We start from the raw sequence: 24,321 nt of genomic DNA, 5'->3' as shown, positions 1-24,321 counted from the left end.
CTTGGCGCACCACGGAATCAGGAACTGCAATGCTCCCAGGCACAAGCCTCCTGCACGAGACCGGGTAATGCCGCTCGCATCGAGAATTTAAAAACATGAGCAACTAGCGCAATAAGGCAAAGGGCTAGATGCTAGTTTGATTCATAAAAGGCAATAAAAAAGGCCGCAATGAATGCGGCCTTTTCGGAGCTGGTTGAATGGCCTTGCGGCCATTCGGTCAGCAGCTTGGCAATTACATGCCCATGCCGCCCATGCCACCCATGCCACCCATGTCGGGCATGGCAGGGCCGCCGTCAGCCTTGGGGGCTTCAGCGATCATGCACTCGGTGGTCAGCAGCAGCGAAGCCACGGAAGCAGCGTTTTGCAGTGCAGTGCGAGTCACCTTGGTGGGATCCAGAATACCCATTTCCAGCATGTCGCCATAGGTGTCGTTGGCAGCGTTGAAGCCGAAGTTGCCTTGGCCCTTCAACACAGCGTCCACCACCACCGAAGGCTCGCCACCGGCGTTGGCCACGATTTCGCGCAGAGGAGCTTCCACCGCCTTGAGCACCAGCTTGATACCGGCGTCTTGCTCGGCATTGCCAGTGGACAGAGTGCCCACAGCTTGCTTGGCGCGCAGCAGAGCCACGCCGCCGCCGGCCACGATGCCTTCTTCCACAGCAGCGCGGGTAGCGTGCAGGGCGTCTTCAACGCGGGCCTTCTTTTCCTTCATTTCGACTTCGGTGGCAGCGCCAACCTTGATCACGGCAACACCGCCGGCCAGCTTGGCCACGCGCTCTTGCAGCTTTTCACGGTCGTAGTCGCTGGACGCTTCTTCGATCTGAGCGCGGATTTGCTTGACGCGGGCTTCGATTTCAACAGCTTGGCCAGCACCGTCGATGATGGTGGTGTTTTCCTTGCCGATTTCGACACGCTGAGCTTGGCCCAGGTCTTCCAGAGTCACCTTGTCCAGGGTCAGGCCCACTTCTTCAGCGATAACCTTGCCGCCAGTCAGGATGGCAATGTCTTCCAGCATGGCCTTGCGGCGGTCGCCGAAGCCAGGAGCCTTCACAGCCACAACCTTCAGGATGCCGCGGATGGTGTTCACCACCAGAGTTGCCAGGGCTTCGCCTTCGACATCTTCAGCAATGATCAGCAGGGGACGGCCAGCCTTGGCAACTTGCTCCAGTGTGGGCAGCAGGTCGCGGATGTTGCTGATCTTCTTGTCGAACAGCAGCACGAAGGGGTTGTCCAGAATCGCGGCTTGCTTTTCGGGGTTGTTGATGAAGTAGGGCGACAGGTAGCCACGGTCGAATTGCATGCCTTCCACGACATCCAGTTCGTTGGCCAGGCTCTTGCCTTCTTCAACGGTGATCACGCCTTCCTTGCCAACCTTGTCCATGGCTTCAGCAATGATGCTGCCCACGGATTCGTCGGAGTTGGCGGAGATGGAACCGACTTGAGCGATTTCCTTGGAAGTGGTCGTGGCCTTGGATTGCTTCTTCAGCTCTTCCACCAGGGCGATCACAGCCTTGTCGATACCGCGCTTCAGGTCCATGGGGTTCAGACCAGCGGCCACGTACTTGGAGCCTTCACGCACGATGGCTTGGGCCAGCACGGTAGCAGTCGTGGTGCCGTCACCGGCGATGTCGTTGGTCTTGGAGGCCACTTCCTTCACGAGCTGAGCGCCCATGTTTTGCAGCTTGTCCTTGAGTTCGATTTCCTTGGCCACGGACACACCGTCCTTGGTCACGGTGGGGGCGCCGAACGAGCGCTCCAGCACCACATTGCGGCCCTTGGGGCCCAGGGTCACTTTGACTGCGTTAGCCAGAATGTTCACGCCTTCAACCATGCGTGCACGTGCTTCACCGCCGAAAACTACGTCTTTTGCTGCCATTTTTGGCTCCTACAAAATTTGGATCAATTTGGCTGTCAACGCTTATCAATGAAGCGCCAACAGCTATGAATTTATGAGTTTCTTGGAGAAGAACTTACTTCTCGACGACTGCGAACAGGTCGTCTTCCTTCATCACCAGCAGCTCGTCGCCGTCGACCTTCACGGTCTGGCCCGAGTACTTGCCGAACAGAACGCGGTCACCGACCTTGACGTTCAGGGCCACTTGTTCGCCCTTGTCGTTGCGCTTGCCGGGACCCACTGCCAGCACTTCACCTTGGTCAGGCTTCTCGGCGGCGTTGTCGGGGATAAAGATGCCCGAAGCCGTCTTGGTTTCGTTTTCGAGGCGCTTGACGATCACGCGATCGTGCAGGGGACGCAGGTTCATACCAACTCCTAAATACATCAACAAAGTTGAAACAAGACTTGCTGGCAACAACTGCCAGCATTCGGAAAAGTGTGAGGTCCAGAGCTTATTAGCACTCGACCCCATTGAGTGCTAATAATAAGGCAATTTTTCTGAGTTTCAAGAGCTTGTACAAATCTGCACTCAGTCATAGGCCCACTCGCAGCAAATCCACTGCGCCATCCGCAAACCGAACTGCACTACTTGGTACAGCGCCCCAGCGCGGCCTTTGGCTACGGCCAGATGTTTTTCGCAGACATTCATCTGAGCATGACCGGCCTCCGGTAGAGTTTGAGACGCTACATTCCGTGAGGCTTGCTGCCAGCCAGGAAAAGCTGGCCGATTCCGTCGGCGCTTTCAGCGCGCAATAAGAAAGTGATAGTCAATGAAATTTCTGTCCCGCCACAACGTACCTAGTGCAATGAGCTTGGCTCTGATCGTTCTCATGAGCAGCAGCGCCATGGCGCAGACCCCGACGAAGACATCAGACGCTGCGGTTGCCAAGCTGGGCACCATCCACATCTCTTCAGCGGAAGTCCAGCAGCTATTGCGCGCCATGCCCGACAACGAGCGTGCCAAAGTCAAAAGCGACCGCGCAGGTCTGGATAACTGGCTGCGCCAACGTTTGGCGAGCGAAGCCCTGCTGCGCGAAGCCCAGCAAAAAAAGTGGGCAGAACGCCCGGAGGTCAAGGCCCGCATCGATACCGCCATCAAGGACGTCACGGCCCGTATCGTCAGCAGCAGCTACCTGGAGTCAATTGCGCGCTTGCCGGCTGACTTCCCAAGCGATGCCGACGTCAATGCCGCCTACGAGCGAGCCAAGCCCCAACTCCATATTGCGGCAACCTATCGGGTCGCACAGATATTCCTGCCCGTTGCCGCCGATGCGGATGCCGCAACGATTGCCGCCGTACGCAAAAAGGCCGACGAGTTGGCCAAGCAATCACGCGAAGGGGACTTTGCAGCGCTGGCCAAAGCCCACTCGCAAGACACGCCCAGTGCGGCAAAAGGCGGAGAAGTCGGAAATTTACCTCTGGCACAGTTATTGCCAGAGACCCGTGATGTCGTCGCCAGCATGCAACTCAACCAAGTCAGTGAACCCGTGCGGTCCGCTTCTGGCTTCCATGTGCTCAAGCTGCTGGCAACTCAACCATCGCGCCTCGCCACTCTGGAAGAGGTCAAGCCCGCACTGCAAACCGCTTTGCGAGAGCAACGTCAGCGGGAGCTTGCCAATGAGTACCTAAGCAAGCTCGCACCGCCTGCTGACGTGAAAATCGACAACGCGGCCCTGGAAGCCGCGCTGCAAAAAATCAACTGATAGCCCAGAGGTGGAGAAGAAAAACCTCAATGCTTCACCTCTCCACCACTTCAGTGCAAGGCAAACAGCGCAAAGCTGCTGTGACAGAGCTTACGCTTCGGCTGTTTCGGCTTCTGCCACAGCGGATTCTTGCACTTGGTTGATCAAGCTAGGCCAGGTATTGATCGACAACAAGTGGCAATAGACCAAGGCCAGCCAACCATTCGCGCGCCAGCGCAGGAATTCATCGTCCGGCAGTTTGTTGAAGCGCGCTTCGTCGATCACCTTGAAGCCAGACATCGCCAGGCGCTGGCCATTGGCCAAAGTGATATCGGCACGGTTCTCGACCAGCAAATCGGCCTCGACCACTGCCCGCGCAAACTCCATCGTGTAGGAGTGCTGATTTTGGTAATCGCGGCAGAACGCCAGCGCGCTGCGCGCCAGGTCCGTAGGCTCACCCGCTTCATCAAAAAGCGGATTGTCACGACCATCCACTACCGAAGCAGCCTTCTCGTCGATACAAAGTGTGAACTGGCTGCGCTCGTCATTTTCCATGAAGATGAAGGGATAGCGGCGCACATAGGCCGGCACATAGGTGTCGGCACGCCATTGGCCGTCGGCATCGACGAACAGGTTTTCCTCGCCACGCACACCCAGTACAGCAACCGGCGCGGGCTCATCGCCTGAAAAGACGATAGGGAAATAGCGGCATGCGGTTGGCAGCTCAGTTGCCACCAGCGGCACGGCGTTGGTCTTGGCCGCGTAGGCATAGTCCGTGTTACCGGTGAACGACAGGTTCGCGTGCTCACCAGAAGACAGCGGGCGAGGTTGCTCGTAAAACAAAGGAAACAAAGTCTGTGAAGTCATGGTGTCGAAGCAGAGTGTGCGAGTTGAGGTATCTGTCTCTGATGGCAGGTCGTTAGAAGACCGGATGTTTTCTGTCGTGAAAGATTAGGATTGCGTAACGCTTTCGTCATAAGGCAGGTTCAACAACAAGCCACTGGAAGCCATATTCAGCACCTGCGGCACGGCGTAAGTTCCAAGTACGTCAGGACCAAAGCCTTCTGCTCGAACCGTACCACGGAAGAGGGAATCGGCGGCCGGGGTTATGGGGATTACTGCGGCGGCACCACAACAGATATCAGGCGGCTGGCACTCCCTGTCGCCCCCACGGAGTTTCGTTCAGGTGCGTTAGCGGGGCTGGACTGCTGGGAGCTGCTCATCGTCCACGCCTACCTGCTGCTAAGCACTGATTCATGCAGCAACGCCCCTCGAAAGGGGGCCGCTTTCTGAACGAAACTTCAATGAGGCAGTCCGGGTAAGCACTTATGCCAGCCGATAAGCTGACGTCGGCACAGAAGCAAAGTTCAACTATTGCTTACAAGTAGGCCTGACTCTTGCAGTGCATGCGCATGCACCCTGAGATGACAACGCCCCCGGACGCGAGCCGTGACCACTCGCTGCAGATCAACGCTTTCATTCCCTATATGCGCCATGTCACCCAGTGCGAAAGCTCGCTGCGTGAACTGAACCTGATGTGGCGGCTAATTGAAGCCAGCGCCAAGATGAACTGCCCGCAGGAGGCCCGTGCCCTGCTGCCCATGATGGCCGCCACGCGGCAGGGCTTCGAAAAGCTGGAGCTCGATCTTGTGCAGTCCATGGTGGATCAATCGGTCGCAGGCGTCATGGCCGGCCTGGCCACGCGCGCTCGCCATGTAATTGATACGCTGGTGCGCAATCTCTACGAGCGCACCGCAGATGTGGGCTTTCTGGCCACCGATGAAGAGTTGTGCCACTTTGTGGCCGGGCTCTCCGGTCCGGATGCAGATTCTGTACGCGCAAGACTGCAGGCCTATCGCAGCAAATACACGGTGTATAACGCAATTTTTCTACTCGACCCGCAGGGCCTGGTGCTGGCGCAAACCGATGAGGACAGCCCCGTCACCCACAGCCGCAACCCGCTCATTGCCCGCACGCTGCAACGCAAATCTCATGTGGAAAGCTTTGGGATCACCGACCTGCGCCCCGGCCATGGGCAGACGTTGACCTACTCCCACCCCATGCTTCACCCGGTCACCGGTGAAGTGACCGCTGTGCTGTGCCTGGTGTTTGACTTTGAGGGCGAGATGCGAGGCATCTTCCAGCCCCGCAGCGCGCAGGCCGCCGCCCAGATTGCCTTGCTGACGAATGCTGATGGAATAGTGTTGGCCAGCAGCGATACGCACTGGATTGGCCTGGGGCAGCATTTGCCGCTGCACCAAGGTGGCGCGTTCAGCACCTTTCTTCACGCAGGACGCACCTATCTGGTGCAAACCGCAGCATCCCAAGGCTATCAGGGCTATCCGGGGCCTGAAGGCTGGCAAGCCCTTGTCATGACGCCAGTGGAGCAGGCTTTTTCCGGCCGTGATGCCTTGCAACGCCACACCTCACCGCAGGTGGCCCATGGGCTGCTGACGCACGCCCGCCGCTTCTGTCCGCCGCTGCATGCCATCGCCACAGCAGCAGACACGATTCGCCGCGTGGTATGGAATGGCCAGGTCATGACGGCGGGCAAGCAAAAAGACAGCGACCGTTTGCAAGCCGTGCTGGAGCAGATTGGCGAAACCGGCAGCCGCACCAACGAGGTATTTTCCCAATCCATCAGCACGCTGTACCACACGGTGATCGCCACGGCCTTGCATGACAACATGCTGCTGAGCCAGTTGCTGGTGGACTTGCTGGATCGTAATCTTTATGAACGCGCCAATGACTGCCGCTGGTGGGCACTGGCCCCGCAATGGCCGCAGTTGCTGGCAGCCGCCAGCAACCGTGCAGAAACAGCCCTGCAGGTGCAGCAGGCCAACCGCACGCTGACGCATATCCACCAGCTCTATACCGTTTACAGCCAGATTTTTGTGTACGACGCCTCGGGCCGCATCCTTGCCTGCAGCCAGTGGGGGGCGAATGTCGAGGAGAGCAAGCATCCATTGCTTGGCATGCAGATCGAGGCCCAAACACTGGCCCAGGTGCAGTTGCTCCCCAACCCTCAGGCTTACTACGTGACGCCCTGGGCCTGCTGCACTCAGGATCTGAACAGCGACGGCCTGCCCAGCTATGCCTATCATGCGGCCATACGCGCCCCCCAGGGGCAGGTGCTGGGCGGCATAGGCCTGGTGTTTCATGCCCAGCGCGAGCTGCACGCCATGCTTTATGGCGCGGCGCCCGTCCAGCACAGCCTGCCCACCCGCGTGCTGTACCTGAACCGTTCCGGCCGGGTCATGGCCTCCACCGATCCAGCCTATGCCGTGAACAGCCACATGGACTTGCCTCCGGAGCTTTTGAAGCTGGCCTGCGGCCAAAGCTGGGCCGGCGCCACGGAGCATGCGGGCCATTACTGCATCATGGCCGCCACTGCAGGCACGGGCTACCGGGAGTTCAAGCGCAGCGACGGCTACCGCGAAGACATTCTGGCCATCGCCATACAGTCTTTTGGGGCCGTGCAGCCAGACGCTTCGGCCGCCGTGCTGCGGCGCACTCTGACGCTGGCATCCTCAGAGCACAAGCAGGGCGCGCAGGAAATGGCCACCTTCTTTGTCGAGGCCGACCTGATGGCACTGGACGCCGCTTGCGTACTCGAAGCCCTGCCGGCCTCCACCATCGCTCCGGTTTCTGCCAATCGTCTGCCGTTTTGCGTGGGCACATTGGCGCGGCACAGCCAGGGGGCGGTAGCCGGCTATGTCTGGGTGTTCGATCTTTGCGCCCTGCTCAAAGCTCGCCCCAGCCGCATCACCGCACAAAGCCAAGTGATCGTGATGGAGCATGCCGGGCGCAAGCTGGGTTTGCTGGTCGGCGATTTGCAAGGCGTGACATGTTTTGCGCCCGAACAAATCATCGACCCGCCCGCCATGGCAGGCGCGGGCATGCTGGTAGACAAGCTGGTGAAGGCTAACCAGGGTCAGTTGCTGGTGCAGCGCCTCAACGCCGCCAACTTGCTGCAGGTTTTGCAGAAAACCGTCAGCGCCTAAAACAAAAAGGACGGGGGTCACCCGTCCTTTTTTTGCATGTACGCCACTGAAATCAAGCCGTAGCCTGGATTTCGTACTCGCTGCGGTCCTTGCCGTCTATCCACTTGGGCGCCTTGCCGCGCCCGGTCCAGACTGCACCGCTTTCAGGGTCGTAATACTTGGCCTGAACCTTTTTCTTTTCCTCAGGCTTCCAGGGAAATACCTGCTGAGCCGTGAAACCAAAGGTGTCGATCAGTTGCTTGATCGTGGCCAGGGCCTCTTTGGATTCGCTGTTGCGCGCCTGCTCGATGCGCTTGTCCAGTTCGTTCTTTTGAGCAATCAGCTCTTGATAGCTTGGCATCCGGTCTACCCTCAAGGAGTCAGTTTTGTAACAGCCACCTCGGGGTGACGGTTAATTTGTGTCAAAACTCATCATTGTGGCCCACGCAGGCCCAAGCTCCACTGTTGAAGCTGCGTATTTACATTTTGGCCGCAATGTATACAAGCAAGCACGAACCTGTCGCACCCTGCCCGGTCAGGCCGGCAGCTTTTGTGCGCCAGCGGCCAGGGCCTGCAACGCATCGCCTGTCATGCGATAGCGAATCCATTCGTTCTGCGGCAATGCACCCAGGCTGTCGTAGAACTCGATGGACGGCGTATTCCAGTCCAGCACGCTCCACTCAAAGCGCCCGCAATCCTTGTCCATGGCAATCTGCGCCAGATGTTGCAACAGCGCCTTGCCGGCCCCATGACCGCGGGCGTCCGGCGTGACATAAAGGTCTTCCAGATACAGGCCATGGCGCCCCTGCCAGGTCGAATAGTTGAAGAAGTACACGGCAAAGCCAATCGCCTTGGCATCCACCTCGCAGATCAGACCAAAGACGGCAGGGTTCGCACCAAACAGGGTATTGCGCACATGATCGGGCGTCGCCAGCACCTCATGCTCGGCTTTTTCATAAATGGCCAGCTCCCGCACAAACTGCAGGATGAGGTCTATGTCCCGCTCGGTGGCAGGGCGAATCTTCAAAGCGCTCATTATTTCAATAAAAAAGGCCTCAAGCCCATATTCATCATGCGCTTGAAGCTATGTTTTCAGGAGTTTCAGGCCACCCGTTGGGCTGGTGAATCCGTGTTCGCCAGCGTGATGGGCAGAAACTGGCACAGGATCTGGAAGTGGTCCTCGAAGAACTCGTCCTCCATCTGCGCCAGATCAGCCACCGGAACCCAGCGGGCCTGGGCGGCATCATCAGCACCCTGCACCGGCGGCAGGCTGGGCTGCATGCCTAGATTCAGGTAGTGCACATGGGTAATGGTACGCCCGCGCAGGCTGCGATCAGGATGATCAAACACTTGCACGGCTTGCAGTGCTGCCAGCAGATCGGCCTCACTCACGGTGGCACAGGTCTCCTCACGCAGCTCGCGCACGCAAGATTGCCAGAGGCTGTCGCGCTGCTCCAGAAAACCGCCGGGCAAAGCCCATAGGCCCAGGCCGGGCGCATGGCCGCGCTGAATCAGCAGTACCTGGTCCTGCCCCCTGGCATGGCAGCGCAGCAAGGCGTCCACGGTCACAAACACCGGCGCATATGGAGCCTTGGACCAGGCCTCTTTATAGGCCTGCAACATCTGCCACTCTTTTTGCATGCGTGCATACAGCGACGTGTGGGCCCAGCGGCGCAAAAAAGCCAGCGTGCTTTCGGGTATCTGGTCGGCAAGCTTGGCCAGGGCCGCGTCCATGGCCTGAGGCGATGAACCGCCCTCGCCCAGATAAATCTCGCGCAGCGGCGTGGCATCAAACTGGCCCAGGCGCGGCAGGCTGATCAGCTCCCAACCCGGAAAGCGGGCCAGATAGCTGCTGCTGGCATCCTTGAAGTGTCCCACCAGCGCCACACTGGCACCTTCGGGCACCAGCGCACCCACGGCATCACGCACGGCATGCACCCATAGCGGCTCGTTGTAATAGTCACGCACAGGCACGCAGTGCACGCGATCGGCCTGCTCTTTGGAGAGCGAAGCACGCAGCATCTGCGCGCGCTCCTGCCAGCTGAAAGGGTTCTTGGGGCTGGGGGCCTGCCAGGCACTGCCCAACACCACCACCACCTGGCGCGCACGCTCTAGCGCCGCATGCAGCAGCGCCATATGGCCGTTGTGCAGAGGCTGAAAGCGGCCAATCAGCACAGCGGTGTGCAGCGGCAGCGAGGTGGGCAACGTCTCGGGAGCTGCGGAGAGAACGCGCTTGCTGGAAATGTGAGAACTGGCTTGAGGCATGAGAGCGAAACCCGTACAGAAATCAGCGCCCGTGAGGGCATATCAGAAAGTGAGGTATTGAGTGGTGCAGAAAGCTCGGCGTAGCGATCCAGGCTAGTTGCTCAATCGCAGGCAGCCCCACAGGGACGACAAGATTGGGCCGCAACGCCAGCAGAGCTTTATCCACCACTCCTATTCGTAGTGTGCAGCAATTGGCATTTGCCGGCCCGTACCAAATGCCCTCGGCCGCACACGCAGCATGGGCGGAGCCTGACGGCGCTTGTATTCGCTGCGAAACACCATCTTTTGCACGCGTGCAATCAGTTCAGGGCCGCCGGCCTGGGTTTTGAGCTGAGCCACAAATTGCGCAGCATGTTCATATTCGCTGCTGGACAAGTGATGACCCTCGATCTGCCACTTGAGGATTTCATCCAGCACCGCATAAGGCGGCAGGCTGTCCTCGTCCTTCTGTCCCGGCGCCAGTTCGGCCGAGGGCGGCTTGTCAATGATGGCCTGCGGAATCAGCTCGCGACCCGCGCGCGCATTGATATGGCGCGAGAGCTCGAAGACCTCGGTCTTGTACAGATCTCCCAGCAAGCCCAGGCCGCCGTTGGTGTCGCCGTACAGCGTGCAATAGCCCACCGAGACTTCGGATTTGTTGCCCGTGGTCAGCAGCAAATGGCCGCAAGCATTGGAGAACTCCATCAGCGTGGTGCCGCGCGCACGCGCCTGCAGATTCTCCAGTGCCAGCCCTTTGAGCGGCTCGCCAAAACTGGCCTCGAACTGGCGCGCATAGGTATCGACCAGATCCTTGATCGGATGTTCATAAAGCTGGATGCCCAGATTGCGGCACAGCTCCACCGAGTCATCGACCGAGCCCGCCGAGGAATAGCGCGAAGGCATGGTGATGCCCACCACGTTCTCGGCCCCCAGCGCATCGACGGCCAGCGCCAGCGTGAGTGCGGAATCAATACCGCCCGAGCTGCCCACCACCACCTGCTTGAAACCGCAGCGGCGCGCGTAATCGCGCAGGCCCAGCACGATTTGCTGGCGGTAGAACTCCATGGTGGGCAGCCCCTGCACGGGCACGGCTTCCAATGGCTGGCCGCCGGCCTGCACAAAGCGGCCGTCGTCGCCTAACTCCAGCGTGCACAGATCCTCGGCAAAGCGCTTGGCCTCAAACACCACGCCACGACCGGGCTCCACCACAAACGAGGCGCCGTCGAAGACGATCTGATCCTGGCCGCCCACCTGGTTCACATAGAGGATGGAGAGCTTGTGGCGCTCGGCCGCCTGCTTGAACACCTCATGACGCTGCTCGCGCTTGCCCAGATGGCTGGGGCTGGCGTTGATGCTGACCACCATATCAGGCGCAGCATCGCCCATACGCGAGAAAGGATTGGTGGCGTAGTCCGCACCCTGGTCGTTCCAGCCATCTTCACAGACCAGAAAGCCCACCTGGCAGTTGCCCACTCGCAGCACCTTGGCCGTATCGGCACCGGGCTCGAAGTGGCGGCGTTCGTCAAAGATGTTGTAGGTGGGCAGCAGCTGCTTGTCGTAGCGCAGGCGTACCGCGCCATCCTTCAAGACCAGCAGGCTGTTGTGCAGCGGCTTGCCCGGCCCTTGCGAGCGGGTGGGCGCGCCCACCACCCAGTGCAGCTCGGGAAACTGGCGCGTGGCCGTCAGCAACTGCTGCAATCCCTCATCGAGCCGCTGCAAAAAGCTGGGTTCATCAAGCATGTCGCCGGGGTAGTAGCCGCACAACGACAGCTCGGAGAACACCAGCAGATCAGCCTGCTCCTGGGCCGCCTGCTGGGCCGCCTCGGTCATGCGCCGGATATTGCCGGCAATGTCTCCCACCATATAGTTCAGTTGGGCAAGGGTGATGCGCAGCATGGTGTGCTCCTGATCCATTAAAAGACGCCGCTGGCGGCCAGCTTGAGCGCAACCGCAGGCAGAGGTACCGGGTCGGCAATGCTGAAGACCTGGCGCAGATAGGCCAGATAGGTTTCATCCGTGCACAGCGTCTTGCCCGGAGAGTCCGAAATCTTGGCCACGGGCTGGCCGTTGGCATGGGTGAGCTTCATCACGATGTTGATGGTGGTCAGGCCCATGTCATTGGTCAGGCGCGTGCCTATGCCAAAGCCGCACTGGATACGGTCGGCAAAGCGGTGGTACAGGGCCAGGGCCATGTCCAGATCCAGCCCGTCCGAGAACACCAGGCGCTTGTTCTGCGGATCTATGCGCAGCTTGGCGTAATGAGCCAGCGCTTTTTCGCCCCACTCGAAGGGGTCACCCGAGTCGTGGCGCAGCCCGTCGAACAGCTTGGCAAAGTACATATCGAAATCGGCCAGAAAAGCATTCATGCCCACGGTATCGGTCAGGGCGATGCCCAGATCGCCCCGGTATTCCTGCACCCAGTCTTCCAGCGCCGCGATCTGGAAATCGCGCAGGCGCACGCCCAGCGCCTGATAGCTTTGCATGTACTCATGGGCCATGGTGCCAATCGGCACGATGTTGAGATCGCGTGCCAGCAGCACATTGGAAGTGCCTTTGAACCATTGCGCCGTCTCGGTGGCAAAAGCCTGCACCACCTCGCGCTGCCATGGGCCCGAGAAACGACGGCGTACGCCGAAGTCAAACAACTCGAAAGGGTTGTGCAGCTTGGCTTCCACCGCCAGGTGTTTGAGCTGATCGAGCTTGTGTGCCAAACGCTTGCGGCCTTCAACGATGGCGGCATCGGCATCAAAGCGACGGAAATACAGCTCGTTGACGATGGCCAGCACATAGATCTCGAACCCCATCACATGCACTTGCGGGCCGCGCGCCACGATATGCAGCCTGTCGCCCTCGGCCCAGGCACTGATAAAGGCGCGTTGGAACTGGAAGATGCGCAAAAAATCGATGAAATCGCTCTTCATGAAACGCAGGCCCGCCAGATAGGCCAGCTCATCGGACGCAAAACGCAGCGAGCACAAGGCATCGAGCTCGCGGTTGACCTCGGGCAGCAACTCGGCCAAAGGAAATGCCGTAGGCGTGCGGCAGACGAATTCGTACTCGGCCTCGGTCTGAGGGTGGCGGTGCAGCATGGCCTGCCACATGGTGAACTTGTACAGGTCCGTATCCAGCAGGCTGGTGATGATGGGTGTCATACCGTTATCTTTGCAAAAATGTGAGCTACTGACGCAATATCAGAAAGGGCTATCACTCAATTTATCTTATATGTTGAAGCTGGTGCTGGTTTCGCAGCGTACTCCGCTGGCACGCATGCGCTGCACAAAGTCCACATGGGCTTGCTCGAAACCGCTGACCGGGCTCATGCAGTCGGTCAGCAGCACCAGGCGCGACAAATCACCCTGCCAGTGTTCCACCAGATGCTCGGTGGTGGCACGCACGCAGTGGCTGCTGGCCTCGCCGGCAATTACCACCAACTCGCTGGCGTGCAAGCAGGCCAGCAAGCCCTCATTCACATCGGTTGCGGGGTCTTGCACATCCGGCACCTCGGCGCGGATGGCGCTGTAGTGTTCGGTCCAGGGATTCATGCCCTTGAACACCGTGCGCACCGCCCGGTGCTGCCGCTCCTGCCACTGGCGACAGGCAGCCAGTACATCGGCATGCACGCCATGACCCCAGCTGCCGATCTCGCAATGCAAGGGCCAGACCATAAGCTTGTAACGGCCCTGGGCCTCCAACGCATCCAGGTACTGCAGACAGTGCGGCAGCTGCTGCGCATCGCGGGGGGCGTACTCGCCACTGCGCAGCTGCGTCGCCGTGATCTGGGTAAAGGGTGCCACTGCTCCGCCATCGGCCTGTTGCCAGAACGCGGGGTGGGCAATGTCATAGGCCTGGTGAGAGTCCAGGGTAACGGTGATCTGCTCCAAGCTCTGCCCCTGGGCGGACATCCACAGCGCCAGCCGCTGCATGTCGGCATGGGCTCCCGGCACGGGCAGCGCCGGCGCGGTCACTGAACCATCGAGGGGCGACAACGGCCACCAATCCCTGGGCAGATCACAAAAGTCGTTTTGCGGATCAATGATGAGCAGCTGCGCGAGCGGTCTGGAGTTGCCTGTCATGTCGTTCACCTTCCATGCATTGTGCGATGGAGGCCAGTTTAGATTAGTTAAATCATTTATGCAACTAAGTGAATTTCAAAGCATATGAAATAATCAAACAAACAAAAGTCACTTGGTAAAAAAATGAATCAAAGCCATGAGTCACGAACGCCACCCATCGTCAGCGTGGATGTGGTGCTGCTCACCTTGGTGGAGCAGGTATTGCACGCCGTGCTGCTGCGCCGTGCCCAAGCGCCTTTCGCCGGGGTCTGGGCCTTGCCGGGTGGCTATATCCACACCAACGAAGATGCCGATGCACAGGCCAGCGCGGCCCGCGTGCTGCGCGAAAAAGTAGGTATCGCAGGCGCCTATCTGGAGCAGTTGGCCACCTTCAGCGGCCCGGCCCGCGACCCCCGTGGCTGGTCGGTGGCCATTGCCTATTGCGCGCTGCTGCCGGTGCAGCAATTGCCCGCAGAGCACGCGGATATCAGCGTCATCCCCGTCACCGCCCTGCCCCAGCTGCCGTTTGATCACCGCGCCATCGTGGATGCGGCACTGGAGCGCGTGCGCAACAAAAGCCTTTATTCCTCTTTACCCGTGCATCTGTGCGGCGAGCGCTTTACCCTGCCCCAGTTGCAGCAGGTGTACGAAAGCATTCTGGGCGAGCCGCTCAACAAGGTCAGTTTCAGGCGCAAGATGGATGAAATGGAGCTGCTCCAAGCCGTGCCCGGCGCCATGCACAGCGGCGGTGCCCACAGGCCGGCACAGCTGTACCGCGTCAAACCGGCATTTCGCCAGACTCTGGCCCTCGCGCCGCGCGGGCTGTAAAAAAGCCTGCAGGCACAAGCATGCAGGCTGTTGAGACTATGAAAAGCGTCAGCTGACGGCGCCAATCCCCAGCAGGGCCAGCACCACAAAAATGACGGCAATGGCGATGAAGATAAAGAAAAATATCTTGGCAATTCCTGCAGCGCCCGCAGCCACACCGGTAAAGCCGAACACCCCTGCGACCAGCGAGATGACGGCAAAAATAATGGCCCACTTGAGCATGAGAACTCCTGTTCAGTGATGGAGAGTTCAAGCCTAGCGGCCTCAATCACTAATCCAAGTGGGCACGCGCAACCTATGCAGGTAGGTCTGTACCGGCAATGCAACGCCGCCATGCCTGCGCAAAAAAACCGCCAGACCTTGCGGTTGGCGGCTTTCATGACCAGCAGGGCCAAAGCCCTGGCTTTCAGCCCTTGAGGCCAGCGGCGGCGCGCAGTTCGGCCGCCTTGTCGGTACGCTCCCAAGTGAACTCGGGCTCTTCGCGACCGAAGTGGCCATAGGCGGCAGTCTTGCTGTAAATAGGACGCAGCAGATCCAGCATCTGGATGATGCCCTTGGGGCGCAGGTCAAATTGCGCAGCCACCAGCTTGGCGATCTCGCTGTCAGGAATCACGCCGGTACCTTCGGTGTACACGGTGATGTTCATGGGACGAGCCACGCCGATGGCATAAGCCACCTGCACCTGGCACTGGCGCGCCAGACCGGCAGCCACCACGTTCTTGGCCACATAGCGGGCGGCGTAGGCTGCCGAGCGATCCACCTTGGTTGGATCCTTGCCGGAGAAAGCGCCGCCGCCATGGGGGCAAGCACCGCCATAGGTGTCCACAATGATCTTGCGGCCGGTCAGGCCGCAGTCGCCTTGCGGGCCGCCGACCACAAAGCGGCCGGTGGGGTTGATCAGGTACTTGGTGTCCTGCAGCCACTCGCTGGGCAGCACGGGCTTGATGATTTCTTCAATGATGGCTTCGGTGAACGAGGCCTTCATCTTGGTCGCCGTCTCCGACTGGTCGGGGCTGTGCTGGGTGGACAGCACCACGGTGTCGATGCTGTGGGGCTTGCCGTCCACATAGCGCAGAGTCACCTGGCTCTTTGCATCGGGACGAAGGAAAGGCAGACGGCCGTCCTTGCGCAGCTGTGCCTGACGCTCCATCAGGCGATGGGCGTAGTAGATGGGCGCGGGCATCAGCTCCGGCGTCTCATCGCAGGCGTAACCAAACATCAGGCCCTGATCGCCAGCGCCGGTGTTCAGCTCGTCATCGCTGGCCTTGTCCACGCCCTGGGCAATGTCCTGGCTTTGCTTGTCATAAGCCACGAGCACGGCACAACCTTTGTAGTCGATGCCGTAATCGGTGTTGTCGTAGCCAATGCGCTTGATGGTATCGCGGGCCACCTGGATGTAATCCACGTTGGCACCGGTGGTGATCTCGCCAGCCAATACCACCAGACCGGTGTTGGTCAGTGTCTCGGCCGCCACGCGGGAATGCGGGTCTTGGGTGAAAATAGCGTCCAGAATCGCGTCAGAGATCTGGTCAGCCACCTTGTCGGGGTGACCTTCAGAAACCGATTCCGAGGTGAACAGAAAATCGCTCGCCATTGATTTAACTCCTTCTAACTTGGGCAATTGCGTTGCACTAGCCCGGGAGCCTGGCGAACGCTTTAGCAGTTTTGTTTTAACGTCGCCCTGCAAGTTGCTCTTTAACTCAGCGACCTATCTATTCTAATGCCTTCCCTGTTTCGACTGTTTGCAGCACTGCCTTTGTGGCTATTGCATGGCGTGGGCGCAGCCATGGGTTGGCTGACCTGGGCGCTATCCCCCACCTATCGGCGGCGATTTGCAGCCAATGCGGCCCAGGCAGGTTATGACTTCGCCCAGGTGCGCGCCGCCGTGGGCCATGCCGGCCGAATGGTGTTCGAGATGCCGCGCATCTGGCTGGGCCAGTTGCCTCAATGCCGCATCGTCAACGGAGAAAGTGCCGAGAAGGCCTATGCGCAGGGCAAGGGGATTGTGTTTCTCACCCCGCATCTGGGCTGCTTTGAAATGTCGGTACAGGCCGCAGCACGCCGCTGGTCGGCTCAGCATGGCGACATCACCGTCCTTTACCGCCCGGCACGCCAGAGCTGGCTGGCCGAAATTCTGGAAACCGCCCGCAACAGACCCGGCGTACAGGCCGTACCCACCAATCTGTCGGGCGTACGCCAGATGATCAAGGCCTTGCGCAAGGGCGAGGCCGTGGGCCTGCTGCCGGATCAGGTTCCTCCCGAAGGGCAAGGCATCTGGTCGCCATTTTTCGGCCGCGATGCCTATACCATGACGCTGGCAGCCCGCCTGGTGCTGCAAACCGGCGCGGCCGTCGTCGTGGCCCGGTGCGAGCGCCTCTCCTGGGGGCGGGGCTTTGCACTGTACCTGGAGGAATTGCCCGTGCCTGCCTCTCAAAGCCTGGAAGCCACCGTGCAGCAAATCAATGCCGCCATGGAAGCCACCATCCGCCAATGTCCTCAGCAGTATCTCTGGGGCTATGGCCGCTACAAACAGCCACGCACTGAAAACATGAACCCCTCTCAGGAACACAAGGCATGAGCGCCAGCAAGATCGCCATAGGCTGCATGCATGTGCTGGCCAAGCTTCCCTTGCCCGTGTTGCGCGGCCTGGGCAAGTGCATTGGCCGAGTCCTCTATATGGTGGCCGGTCAGCGCCGCCGCATTGCACTTCGCAATCTGGAGCTATGCTTCCCCGAAGTCCCTGAAGCCCAGCGCAAAGCCTGGGCCAAGGAGACTTTTGAGGTCTTTTGCCAGACTTTTCTCGACAGAAGCTGGCTTTGGTTCGGTTCTGAAGCGTTGGTGCGCAGCCGCGTCAAGTTGGTGGGCGCCACGCATGAGCTGGAAGGCGATCAATCCACCATTGTTTTCGCGCCCCACTTCTACAGCATGGATGCCGGCGGCCTGGCCCTGCCGCTGAACACCGCGCGCGAGTTCACTTCAATTTACGCCACCAACCCCGACCCGGCACTGGACGCCTGGTTCATGGCCGGCCGCCAGCGCTTTGGCCGCGTGAAGATGCTCAACCGCGCCGATGGCGTCAAGCCCATCATCCAGTGTTTGCGCAAGGGCGGCCTGCTGTATTTGCTGCCCGATATGGATTACGGCAAGAACGACTCGGAGTTCGTGCCCTTTTTTGCGGTGCAGAACACGGCCACCATCCCCTCGCTGTCACGCTTTGCGCGCCTGGGCAAGTCCAAGGTCATCGCTCTGTACAACCGAATGACGCCCGAAGGCTATGTGGCGGAGCTGACCCCCGCCTGGGAAAACTTTCCTACCGACGACCATGTGGCCGACACGGCCCGCATGAACCGCGAACTGGAAGCCGCGATACGCACCATGGTGCCGCAGTATTACTGGGTTCACAAACGCTTCAAGACACGCCCGGATGGCGAAGCATCGCTGTACCAGAAATAACAGTGAAACATACTGCCAGCCGTCACAAATAAAGCGCTATAAGCTCACTTTTTCATAGTCTCCTGCAGAAACTCCGCCAAGTTTGAGCGTACCGCTTCGGCCGCCTCATGCAGCACCCAGTGGCTGACTCCTGGCAGTTTTTGCACCTGCAACTGAGGAACCCACGCCTGCAATCCCTCAAGCAAGGACGGTTGCAGCGCCGGGTCGCTATCTCCCCAAAGCACGCGCGTGGGCACGGAAATGTTCAGCATCTCCGCAGGCAAGCTGATGCCGCGAATATCGTGTAAATCATCGGCAGATGCGCCGGGCTTTGGCGGCGCCAGCGGACTGGCCGCATAAAACAGGCAGGCGCCGTGCACGCCCAGATTCCAGTGATCACGGTACTGCTGTTGCTTGGCCTCGGTCAGCCAGGGCGGCAACTGGCCATCGGCCTTGGCAAAAAAGCCCAACATGCGTGCCCAGTTGTTCTCGGCCAGACGCTCGGGGGCATCGGGCCGGCGCAGAAAATGCATGTATTGGCTGGCCGCCTGCTGTACGGGATTTGACTGCAGTTCACGTAAGAACGCGCCAGGATGAGGAGCGTTGAGAATCATCAAGCGCCGCATCAGATCGGAGTGCCGATTGGCCAGTCCCCAGGCCAGGGCTCCGCCCCAGTCATGGGCGATCACGCAAGCCGCTGGCTGACCCGGACTTTCCAGAACAATCAGCGCTGCCAGATCATCGACCAGCAATTTGGCGCGATAGTCGCCCACCTCGGCAGGCTGGCTGGAGCGGCCATAGCCGCGCAGATTGGGCGCCACGCAGCGATAGTGCTGGCCAAAGTGGCTCAGCAAGTCATCCCAGATGAAGTTGCCTTCGGGGAAGCCATGCAGAAACAGCAGCAGCGCCTGGCCCGGTTGGCCGCTCACGCGGCACTCCAGCTGAATGCCCTGGGGCAGCTCGTGTATGCAGGTGCTCACCATTACGCTCTCCTTTCGGTAGCTTATGGCGCTTGCAACACGGGCGCCTGTGGCTATTCTTGTTCCGAATCCGGTTCGGCAGGTGTCGCGGGCGCGGCAGACTCCACAGCGCCGGCAGCTGGCTGCAGACCTTCGGGATGGCACCAGTGCCACAGCAGCTGAGCCACATCATCCACACCCTGCTTTTTGAGGGCAGAGAACATGCGCACCTCGCCGCCACCGGCGTTGAGCTTGGTGATGGACAGCACCTTGGCCTGTTCGGCGCGGGTCAGCTTGTCAGCCTTGGTCAGCAGCACCAGGAACTTCAGACCTTGCTCCACGCGGGGGCGCAAGGCCTCCAGCAGCGCTTCGTCCAGTTCGGTCAGTCCCAGGCGTGGATCGCACAGCAAGACCACGGCCGTGAGGCTTTCGCGGCTCATCAGGTAGTTGAGCATCACGCGCTGCCAGCGCTGCTTGTCATCGCGCGAGACGGCTGCGTAGCCATAGCCTGGCAAGTCGGCCAGCACAGCATCCATCACACCCTGTCTACCCAGGGCAAACAAGTTGATGTGCTGGGTGCGGCCGGGCTTCTTGGAAGCGAAAGCCAGCTGCTTTTGCTGCGTCAGCGTATTGATGGACGTGGACTTGCCCGCATTGGAGCGGCCCACGAAGGCGATCTCGGGCACATCCACGACGGGAAGCTGGTGCAACTGGGCGGCGGTGGTAAAAAACCGCGCCGTATGCATCCAGCCCATCGCGAGCTTGCTGTCGATCAAAGAATCTGTTTTTCCGGGGGCTGTATCCGGGGAAGCATGGGTCATGACGGTCACTATTTCAAGGAGGCCCATTGTAGAATCGGCCGGATTCGCGCTCTCAACATAAGACTTAGCCCTCCGATATGAAGTTGCTTGCCTCTTTGCTGACGGCTGCCATTTTCGCAGCACCTGCCTTCCCTGTTCTTGCAGCAGGAGAAACGCCCCCAACCGCCAAGGTCGATGCAACCAAAGGACAAGCCAGCTATGGTGCTATTTGCGCATCCTGCCACGCGGCCGACGGAAACTCCACCGTGGCCCTGCAACCCAAACTGGCCGGCCAGCATCCAGAGTACCTCATCAAGCAATTGCGTGAGTTCAAGGACGGCAAGCGCAACGATCCGGTCATGAAGGGTTTTGCCGCCTCGCTCAGCGAAGGTGATATGCAAAACATCTCGGCCTGGCTGCACACGCAAAAGCCCAAGGATGGCTTTGCCAAGGAAAAAGACCTGATCGCCCTGGGTGAGCGCATTTACCGCGGCGGCATTCAGGACCGCAGCATTGCGGCCTGCGCCAGCTGCCACAGCCCCAATGGCGCCGGCATGCCGGCCCAGTACCCGCGCCTGGCAGGCCAGCATGCGGACTACACGGTGAAAACGCTGACGGCCTTCCGCGACGGCGTCCGCAGCAATAGCATTCCCATGACTCAGGTTGCTGCCAAGCTCAACGATCGTGAAATCAAGGCCGTGGCAGACTATATAGCTGGCTTGCGTTAAGCAAAAAAGCATTCCGCTGCGCCGCTCAAGGGTAATCCCCGGGAACTTTTCAGCACCGCACACCCCAAATGTCAGGCGGGCCCATCGTTATCTGGTGGTCCCGCCTTTTTTCGTCCGGGTATTTTTCCGTCATCCATGTCAGACCTTCCAACTAGCGACCGCGACTCCTCCCGCTCGACTGCCTTGCGCTCGAGCCTGGAGTTGCTGGCGTCCATGCGCTTTGCCATCTCCCTGCTGACGGTGATTTGCATTGCTTCGGTGATTGGCACAGTCCTCAAGCAGCACGAGCCCCTGGTCAACTACGTCAACCAGTTCGGCCCCTTCTGGTCCCAGCTGTTTCTGGCGCTCAAGCTCAATGCGGTCTATAGCGCCTGGTGGTTTTTGCTGATCCTGGCGTTTCTGGTCGTCAGCACCTCGCTGTGCGTGGCCCGCCATGCGCCCAAGAATCTGGCCGATATCCGCAATTTCAAGGAAAACATCCGCGAGCAAAGCCTCAAGGCCTTTGGCCACCGTGCCGAAGGCTATGTGCCAGGCTCCACCGAGGAAGCCGCCAAACGCATGGGCCAGCAACTGGTTGCGGCCGGTTGGAAAGTCAAGCTGCAGCAGCGCGATACCGCTGCCGGCCCCGGCACGGGCTGGATGCTGGCGGCCAAGGCCGGCGCCGCCAACAAGCTGGGCTATATAGCCGCCCACAGCGCCATCGTGCTGATCTGTCTGGGCGGACTGTTTGACGGCGATCTGGTGGTGCGCGCCCAGATGCTGCTGGGCGGAAAAACACCTTATACCGGAGGCGGCCTAATCTCCGAAGTGGCGCCCGAGCACAGGCTCTCGCCCAAAAATCCCACTTTCCGCGGCAATCTGATGGTGTCTGAAGGCACTCAATCGGGCACCGCCATCCTGAACCAATCGGACGGCATCCTGCTGCAAGAGCTGCCTTTTTCGGTGGAACTCAAGAAATTCATCGTGGAGTACTACTCCACCGGCATGCCCAAGCTGTTTGCCAGCGAGATCGTGATTCACGACCGTGCCACTGGCGAGAAGCTGGAAAAACGGGTGGAAGTCAACCATCCGGCCAGCTACAAAGGCATAGAGATTTACCAATCGAGCTTCGATGACGGCGGCTCCAGCGTCAAGCTGCATGCCGTGCCCATGGACGGCAGCACCCAGCCCTTCGACGTGGAAGGCGTGATCGGCAATTCCACCGAATTTGCGCGCAAGACGGCCGACGGCAAGGAAGAGAAAGTGGTGCTGGAGTACACGGCGCTGCGCACCATCAATGTGGAAAACTTCGGCGGGCAGAACAAGACTGCAGGCACCGATGTGCGCAAGGTGGACTTGAAGCAGGCCATTGACGAGCGCCTGGGTGCTGCCCACAAGACCACGGACAAAAAGGATTTGCGCAATATCGGCCCCAGCGTGGGCTACAAGCTGCGCGATGCCTCGGGCCAGGCGCGCGAGTTCCAGAACTATATGCTGCCGGTGGATACCGGTGACGGCCAGCCGGTGTTCCTGCTGGGCGTGCGCGAAAGCCAGGCCGATCAGCTGCGCTATCTGCGCGTTCCCGCCGACCCCGAAGGCTCGATGGACACCTTCATCCGCCTGCGCCAGGCCATGCAAAACTCCGTGCTGGGCGAGAAAGCTGCCCGAGCCTATGTGCAAAAAGCCGTGGATGTGTCCAAGCCCGAGCTGGCCCAACCCCTGACCCAGTCCGCCATGAAGGCGCTGGATCTGTTTGCCGGCAAGTCCGACAAGCTGGGCCCGAACGGCAAGCCTCTGGGCGGCCTGCAGGCCATCTCCGACTTCATGGACAGCAATGTGCCCGAGGCCGAGCGCGAACGCGCTGGCGAAGTGCTGGTGCGCATTTTGAACGGCGTGCTGTTCGAGCTGGCACAGCAAGTGCGCCAACAGGCCGGCCAAAAGCCGCTGGAGGCCAATGAGAAGACACAGGCCTTTATGACCCAGGCGGTTTTCTCGCTCAGCGACGCCCAGTTCTACCCGGCCCCCATGATCTTCATGCTGCAGGATTTCAAGCAGGTCCAGGCCAGCGTTTTCCAGGTCGCTAGTGCGCCAGGCAAAAAAGTGGTTTACCTGGGATGCGCCTTGTTGATCCTCGGCGTTTTTGCCATGCTCTATGTGCGTGACCGCCGCATCTGGATCTGGCTGACGCCAGGCAATGGCAGCAGCCATGCCAATATGGCCCTGTCCACCAACCGCAAGACCATGGACGGAGACCGCGAATTTGCCGTGCTGGCCCGAAAGCTGATTGCGGCCGACCCCATACAAAAGAAGACTTCCGGAGGTTCACGATGAACACCGCAACGACGACACTGAGTTTGAACGAAGGCTACTTCGCCCGCCGCAACTGGTTTGACTGGTTGTTTGCCGCCCTGGTAGTGGTCGGCCTGGGCTTTGCCCTGCAGCGCTACGCCGCCTATATGGATGTGTACGAAAAAGGCATTTTGCTGGGCACCATTCCTGCCATGATCTGGCTGGGCTGGTTCTGGCGCCCCTTGAGCGTGCTGATGCTGACCGTCGCCGCAGCCGCTCTCATGGCCATAGGCCTGTACCAGGGCGTGGATGGCGGCGATCTGGCGCGTTCCGAGACCGTCTTCGGCCTCAAATACTTTCTCTCCAGCCAGTCCGCCATCCTGTGGATGAGCATGGTGTTCTTTATCAGCACCGCGTTCTACTGGCTAGGCATGTTCGCTCGAAGCGAGCGCTCGGCCCTGTCCCTGCTGGGCTCGCGACTGGCCTGGCTGGCCGTGGCCATGGCGCTGATAGGCACCATGGTGCGCTGGTATGAAAGCTATCTGCTGGGCACGGACATCGGCCACATCCCGGTCAGCAATCTCTACGAAGTGTTCGTGATGTTCTGCTGGATGACGGCGCTGTTCTATCTGTACTACGAACAGCACTACGATACCCGCGCCCTGGGCGGCTTTGTGATGCTGGTAGTCAGCGCTGCCGTGGGTTTTTTGCTCTGGTACACCCTGGTGCGCCAGGCCCATGAGATTCAGCCTCTGGTGCCGGCCCTCAAGAGCTGGTGGATGAAGCTGCACGTGCCTGCCAACTTCATTGGCTATGGCACGTTCGCGCTCTCGGCCATGGTGGCATTTGCCTATCTGATCAAGCAGCAGGCCACCGAGACCAAGTGGTACAAGCTGGCCCCTCTGTGGCTGCTGGGCGTGGTGCTGTGCTTTGAGCCCATCGTCTTTCGCAAAGGCGCAACCGACAACGGCGGCGCTTACTGGATGGTGTACTTCGGCATCTCCGCCCTGATCGTGGCCGGCATCCTGCTGGGCCGCAAACGCATTGCCCAGCGCCTGCCCTCGTTTGAAGTGCTGGACGACGTGATGTACAAGGCGATTGCCGTGGGCTTTGCCTTCTTCACCATCGCCACCGTGCTGGGCGCCCTGTGGGCGGCCGAAGCCTGGGGCGGCTACTGGAGCTGGGACCCTAAGGAAACCTGGGCGCTGATCGTCTGGCTCAACTACGCCGCCTGGTTGCACATGCGATTGATGAAGGGCCTGCGCGGCACCGTCTCCGCCTGGTGGGCGCTGGTGGGCCTGGCCGTCACCACCTTCGCCTTTCTGGGCGTGAACATGTTCCTCTCGGGTCTGCACAGCTACGGCGAGCTGTAAAAGCGCTCACCTCAAGCGGCAGAGAACTCCTATAAAAGGAGCTCCTTGCGCATTCATCGATTGAGTCTTAGGCAAGAA

General features: G+C 60.0%; 21 protein-coding genes. 8 read left to right on the top strand and 13 right to left on the bottom strand.

The window, feature by feature from the left end:
• Positions 1 to 232 precede the first annotated feature (232 nt).
• Positions 233 to 1,876, bottom strand: a complete 1,644-nt coding sequence (gene groL, locus ACNAZA_RS00920; RefSeq protein WP_120966311.1) for a chaperonin GroEL — start codon at positions 1,874 to 1,876, stop codon at positions 233 to 235.
• A 94-nt stretch (positions 1,877 to 1,970) separates the two neighbouring features.
• The gene (groES, locus tag ACNAZA_RS00915) at positions 1,971 to 2,261 is read right to left on the bottom strand and encodes a co-chaperone GroES (RefSeq protein WP_120966310.1); all 291 of its coding nucleotides are present in this window, start codon (positions 2,259 to 2,261) and stop codon (positions 1,971 to 1,973) included.
• Positions 2,262 to 2,664: 403 nt separating this feature from the next.
• Here groES and ACNAZA_RS00910 point away from each other — a divergent pair, with 403 nt between their 5' ends.
• Entirely contained in the window at positions 2,665 to 3,597 is a 933-nt protein-coding gene (locus ACNAZA_RS00910) for a peptidylprolyl isomerase (RefSeq protein ID WP_415794523.1), read from the top strand.
• Between the two features lie 90 nt (positions 3,598 to 3,687).
• On the opposite strand, the gene ACNAZA_RS00905 is transcribed toward ACNAZA_RS00910, so the two are convergent.
• On the bottom strand, positions 3,688 to 4,443 hold the full coding sequence (locus tag ACNAZA_RS00905; protein ID WP_415794521.1) for a SapC family protein: 756 nt from the start codon (positions 4,441 to 4,443) through the stop codon (positions 3,688 to 3,690).
• 557 nt (positions 4,444 to 5,000) lie between these two features.
• On the opposite strand from ACNAZA_RS00905, the gene ACNAZA_RS00900 reads away from it, so the two are divergent.
• The gene (locus ACNAZA_RS00900; RefSeq protein WP_415794520.1) at positions 5,001 to 7,580 is read left to right on the top strand and encodes a chemotaxis protein CheW; all 2,580 of its coding nucleotides are present in this window, start codon (positions 5,001 to 5,003) and stop codon (positions 7,578 to 7,580) included.
• A gap of 52 nt (positions 7,581 to 7,632) precedes the next feature.
• Here the strand turns inward: ACNAZA_RS00900 and ACNAZA_RS00895 are convergent, their stop codons facing one another.
• From ACNAZA_RS00895 to ACNAZA_RS00870, 6 genes are all read right to left on the bottom strand, one after another.
• Positions 7,633 to 7,920 carry an H-NS histone family protein gene (locus ACNAZA_RS00895; protein ID WP_415794519.1) on the bottom strand — a complete coding sequence of 96 codons (288 nt, stop codon included), beginning with the start codon at positions 7,918 to 7,920 and terminating at the stop codon, positions 7,633 to 7,635.
• Between the two features lie 174 nt (positions 7,921 to 8,094).
• Positions 8,095 to 8,595, bottom strand: a complete 501-nt coding sequence (locus ACNAZA_RS00890) for a GNAT family N-acetyltransferase (RefSeq protein WP_415794518.1) — start codon at positions 8,593 to 8,595, stop codon at positions 8,095 to 8,097.
• Positions 8,596 to 8,660: 65 nt separating this feature from the next.
• A complete protein-coding gene (locus ACNAZA_RS00885) occupies positions 8,661 to 9,824 on the bottom strand; it encodes a bifunctional nicotinamide-nucleotide adenylyltransferase/Nudix hydroxylase (protein ID WP_415794517.1) in 1,164 nt (387 codons plus the stop codon).
• A 171-nt stretch (positions 9,825 to 9,995) separates the two neighbouring features.
• Positions 9,996 to 11,699 (bottom strand): NAD+ synthase, encoded by a 1,704-nt coding sequence (locus ACNAZA_RS00880; RefSeq protein ID WP_415794516.1) that lies wholly within the window; start codon positions 11,697 to 11,699, stop codon positions 9,996 to 9,998.
• 17 nt (positions 11,700 to 11,716) lie between these two features.
• On the bottom strand, positions 11,717 to 12,955 hold the full coding sequence (gene pncB, locus ACNAZA_RS00875) for a nicotinate phosphoribosyltransferase (RefSeq protein ID WP_415794515.1): 1,239 nt from the start codon (positions 12,953 to 12,955) through the stop codon (positions 11,717 to 11,719).
• Positions 12,956 to 13,021: 66 nt separating this feature from the next.
• Complete coding sequence (locus ACNAZA_RS00870; protein WP_415794514.1) at positions 13,022 to 13,876, bottom strand: cysteine hydrolase family protein; 855 nt, start codon at positions 13,874 to 13,876, stop codon at positions 13,022 to 13,024.
• A 123-nt stretch (positions 13,877 to 13,999) separates the two neighbouring features.
• On the opposite strand from ACNAZA_RS00870, the gene ACNAZA_RS00865 reads away from it, so the two are divergent.
• Positions 14,000 to 14,683 (top strand): NUDIX hydrolase, encoded by a 684-nt coding sequence (locus ACNAZA_RS00865; RefSeq protein ID WP_415794513.1) that lies wholly within the window; start codon positions 14,000 to 14,002, stop codon positions 14,681 to 14,683.
• 48 nt (positions 14,684 to 14,731) lie between these two features.
• On the opposite strand, the gene ACNAZA_RS00860 is transcribed toward ACNAZA_RS00865, so the two are convergent.
• Together ACNAZA_RS00860 and metK are read right to left on the bottom strand one after the other, a co-directional pair.
• On the bottom strand, positions 14,732 to 14,905 hold the full coding sequence (locus tag ACNAZA_RS00860; protein WP_120966299.1) for a DUF1328 family protein: 174 nt from the start codon (positions 14,903 to 14,905) through the stop codon (positions 14,732 to 14,734).
• A gap of 184 nt (positions 14,906 to 15,089) precedes the next feature.
• Positions 15,090 to 16,277, bottom strand: a complete 1,188-nt coding sequence (gene metK / locus ACNAZA_RS00855) for a methionine adenosyltransferase (protein ID WP_120966298.1) — start codon at positions 16,275 to 16,277, stop codon at positions 15,090 to 15,092.
• Between the two features lie 126 nt (positions 16,278 to 16,403).
• On the opposite strand from metK, the gene ACNAZA_RS00850 reads away from it, so the two are divergent.
• A complete protein-coding gene (locus ACNAZA_RS00850) occupies positions 16,404 to 17,261 on the top strand; it encodes a lysophospholipid acyltransferase family protein (RefSeq protein WP_415794512.1) in 858 nt (285 codons plus the stop codon).
• Positions 17,258 to 18,136, top strand: a complete 879-nt coding sequence (locus tag ACNAZA_RS00845) for a lysophospholipid acyltransferase family protein (protein ID WP_415794511.1) — start codon at positions 17,258 to 17,260, stop codon at positions 18,134 to 18,136. The genes ACNAZA_RS00850 and ACNAZA_RS00845 overlap by 4 nt, the downstream gene beginning before the upstream one ends.
• Before the next feature lie 44 nt (positions 18,137 to 18,180).
• Here the strand turns inward: ACNAZA_RS00845 and ACNAZA_RS00840 are convergent, their stop codons facing one another.
• Together ACNAZA_RS00840 and yihA are read right to left on the bottom strand one after the other, a co-directional pair.
• Positions 18,181 to 19,098: an alpha/beta fold hydrolase gene (locus ACNAZA_RS00840; protein WP_415794510.1), complete on the bottom strand. Its 918-nt coding sequence runs from the start codon at positions 19,096 to 19,098 to the stop codon at positions 18,181 to 18,183.
• A 50-nt stretch (positions 19,099 to 19,148) separates the two neighbouring features.
• Positions 19,149 to 19,895 (bottom strand): ribosome biogenesis GTP-binding protein YihA/YsxC, encoded by a 747-nt coding sequence (gene yihA / locus ACNAZA_RS00835; protein ID WP_162989480.1) that lies wholly within the window; start codon positions 19,893 to 19,895, stop codon positions 19,149 to 19,151.
• Between the two features lie 77 nt (positions 19,896 to 19,972).
• Here yihA and ACNAZA_RS00830 point away from each other — a divergent pair, with 77 nt between their 5' ends.
• The 3 genes from ACNAZA_RS00830 (at position 19,973) to ccsB (ending at position 24,243) form a co-directional block, all read left to right on the top strand.
• Positions 19,973 to 20,602: a c-type cytochrome gene (locus ACNAZA_RS00830; RefSeq protein WP_415794509.1), complete on the top strand. Its 630-nt coding sequence runs from the start codon at positions 19,973 to 19,975 to the stop codon at positions 20,600 to 20,602.
• A 135-nt stretch (positions 20,603 to 20,737) separates the two neighbouring features.
• Positions 20,738 to 22,912 (top strand): cytochrome c biogenesis protein ResB, encoded by a 2,175-nt coding sequence (locus tag ACNAZA_RS00825; RefSeq protein ID WP_415794508.1) that lies wholly within the window; start codon positions 20,738 to 20,740, stop codon positions 22,910 to 22,912.
• Entirely contained in the window at positions 22,909 to 24,243 is a 1,335-nt protein-coding gene (ccsB, locus tag ACNAZA_RS00820) for a c-type cytochrome biogenesis protein CcsB (RefSeq protein ID WP_415794507.1), read from the top strand. The genes ACNAZA_RS00825 and ccsB overlap by 4 nt, the downstream gene beginning before the upstream one ends.
• Positions 24,244 to 24,321: the final 78 nt, after the last annotated feature.

This window comes from Comamonas aquatilis (assembly GCF_965139575.1).
In the GTDB taxonomy this organism is placed as follows: domain Bacteria; phylum Pseudomonadota; class Gammaproteobacteria; order Burkholderiales; family Burkholderiaceae_C; genus Comamonas; species Comamonas aquatilis.
The sequence above is the reverse complement of the archived record's forward strand: the minus strand, read 5'-3'. Positions and strand labels throughout refer to the sequence as shown.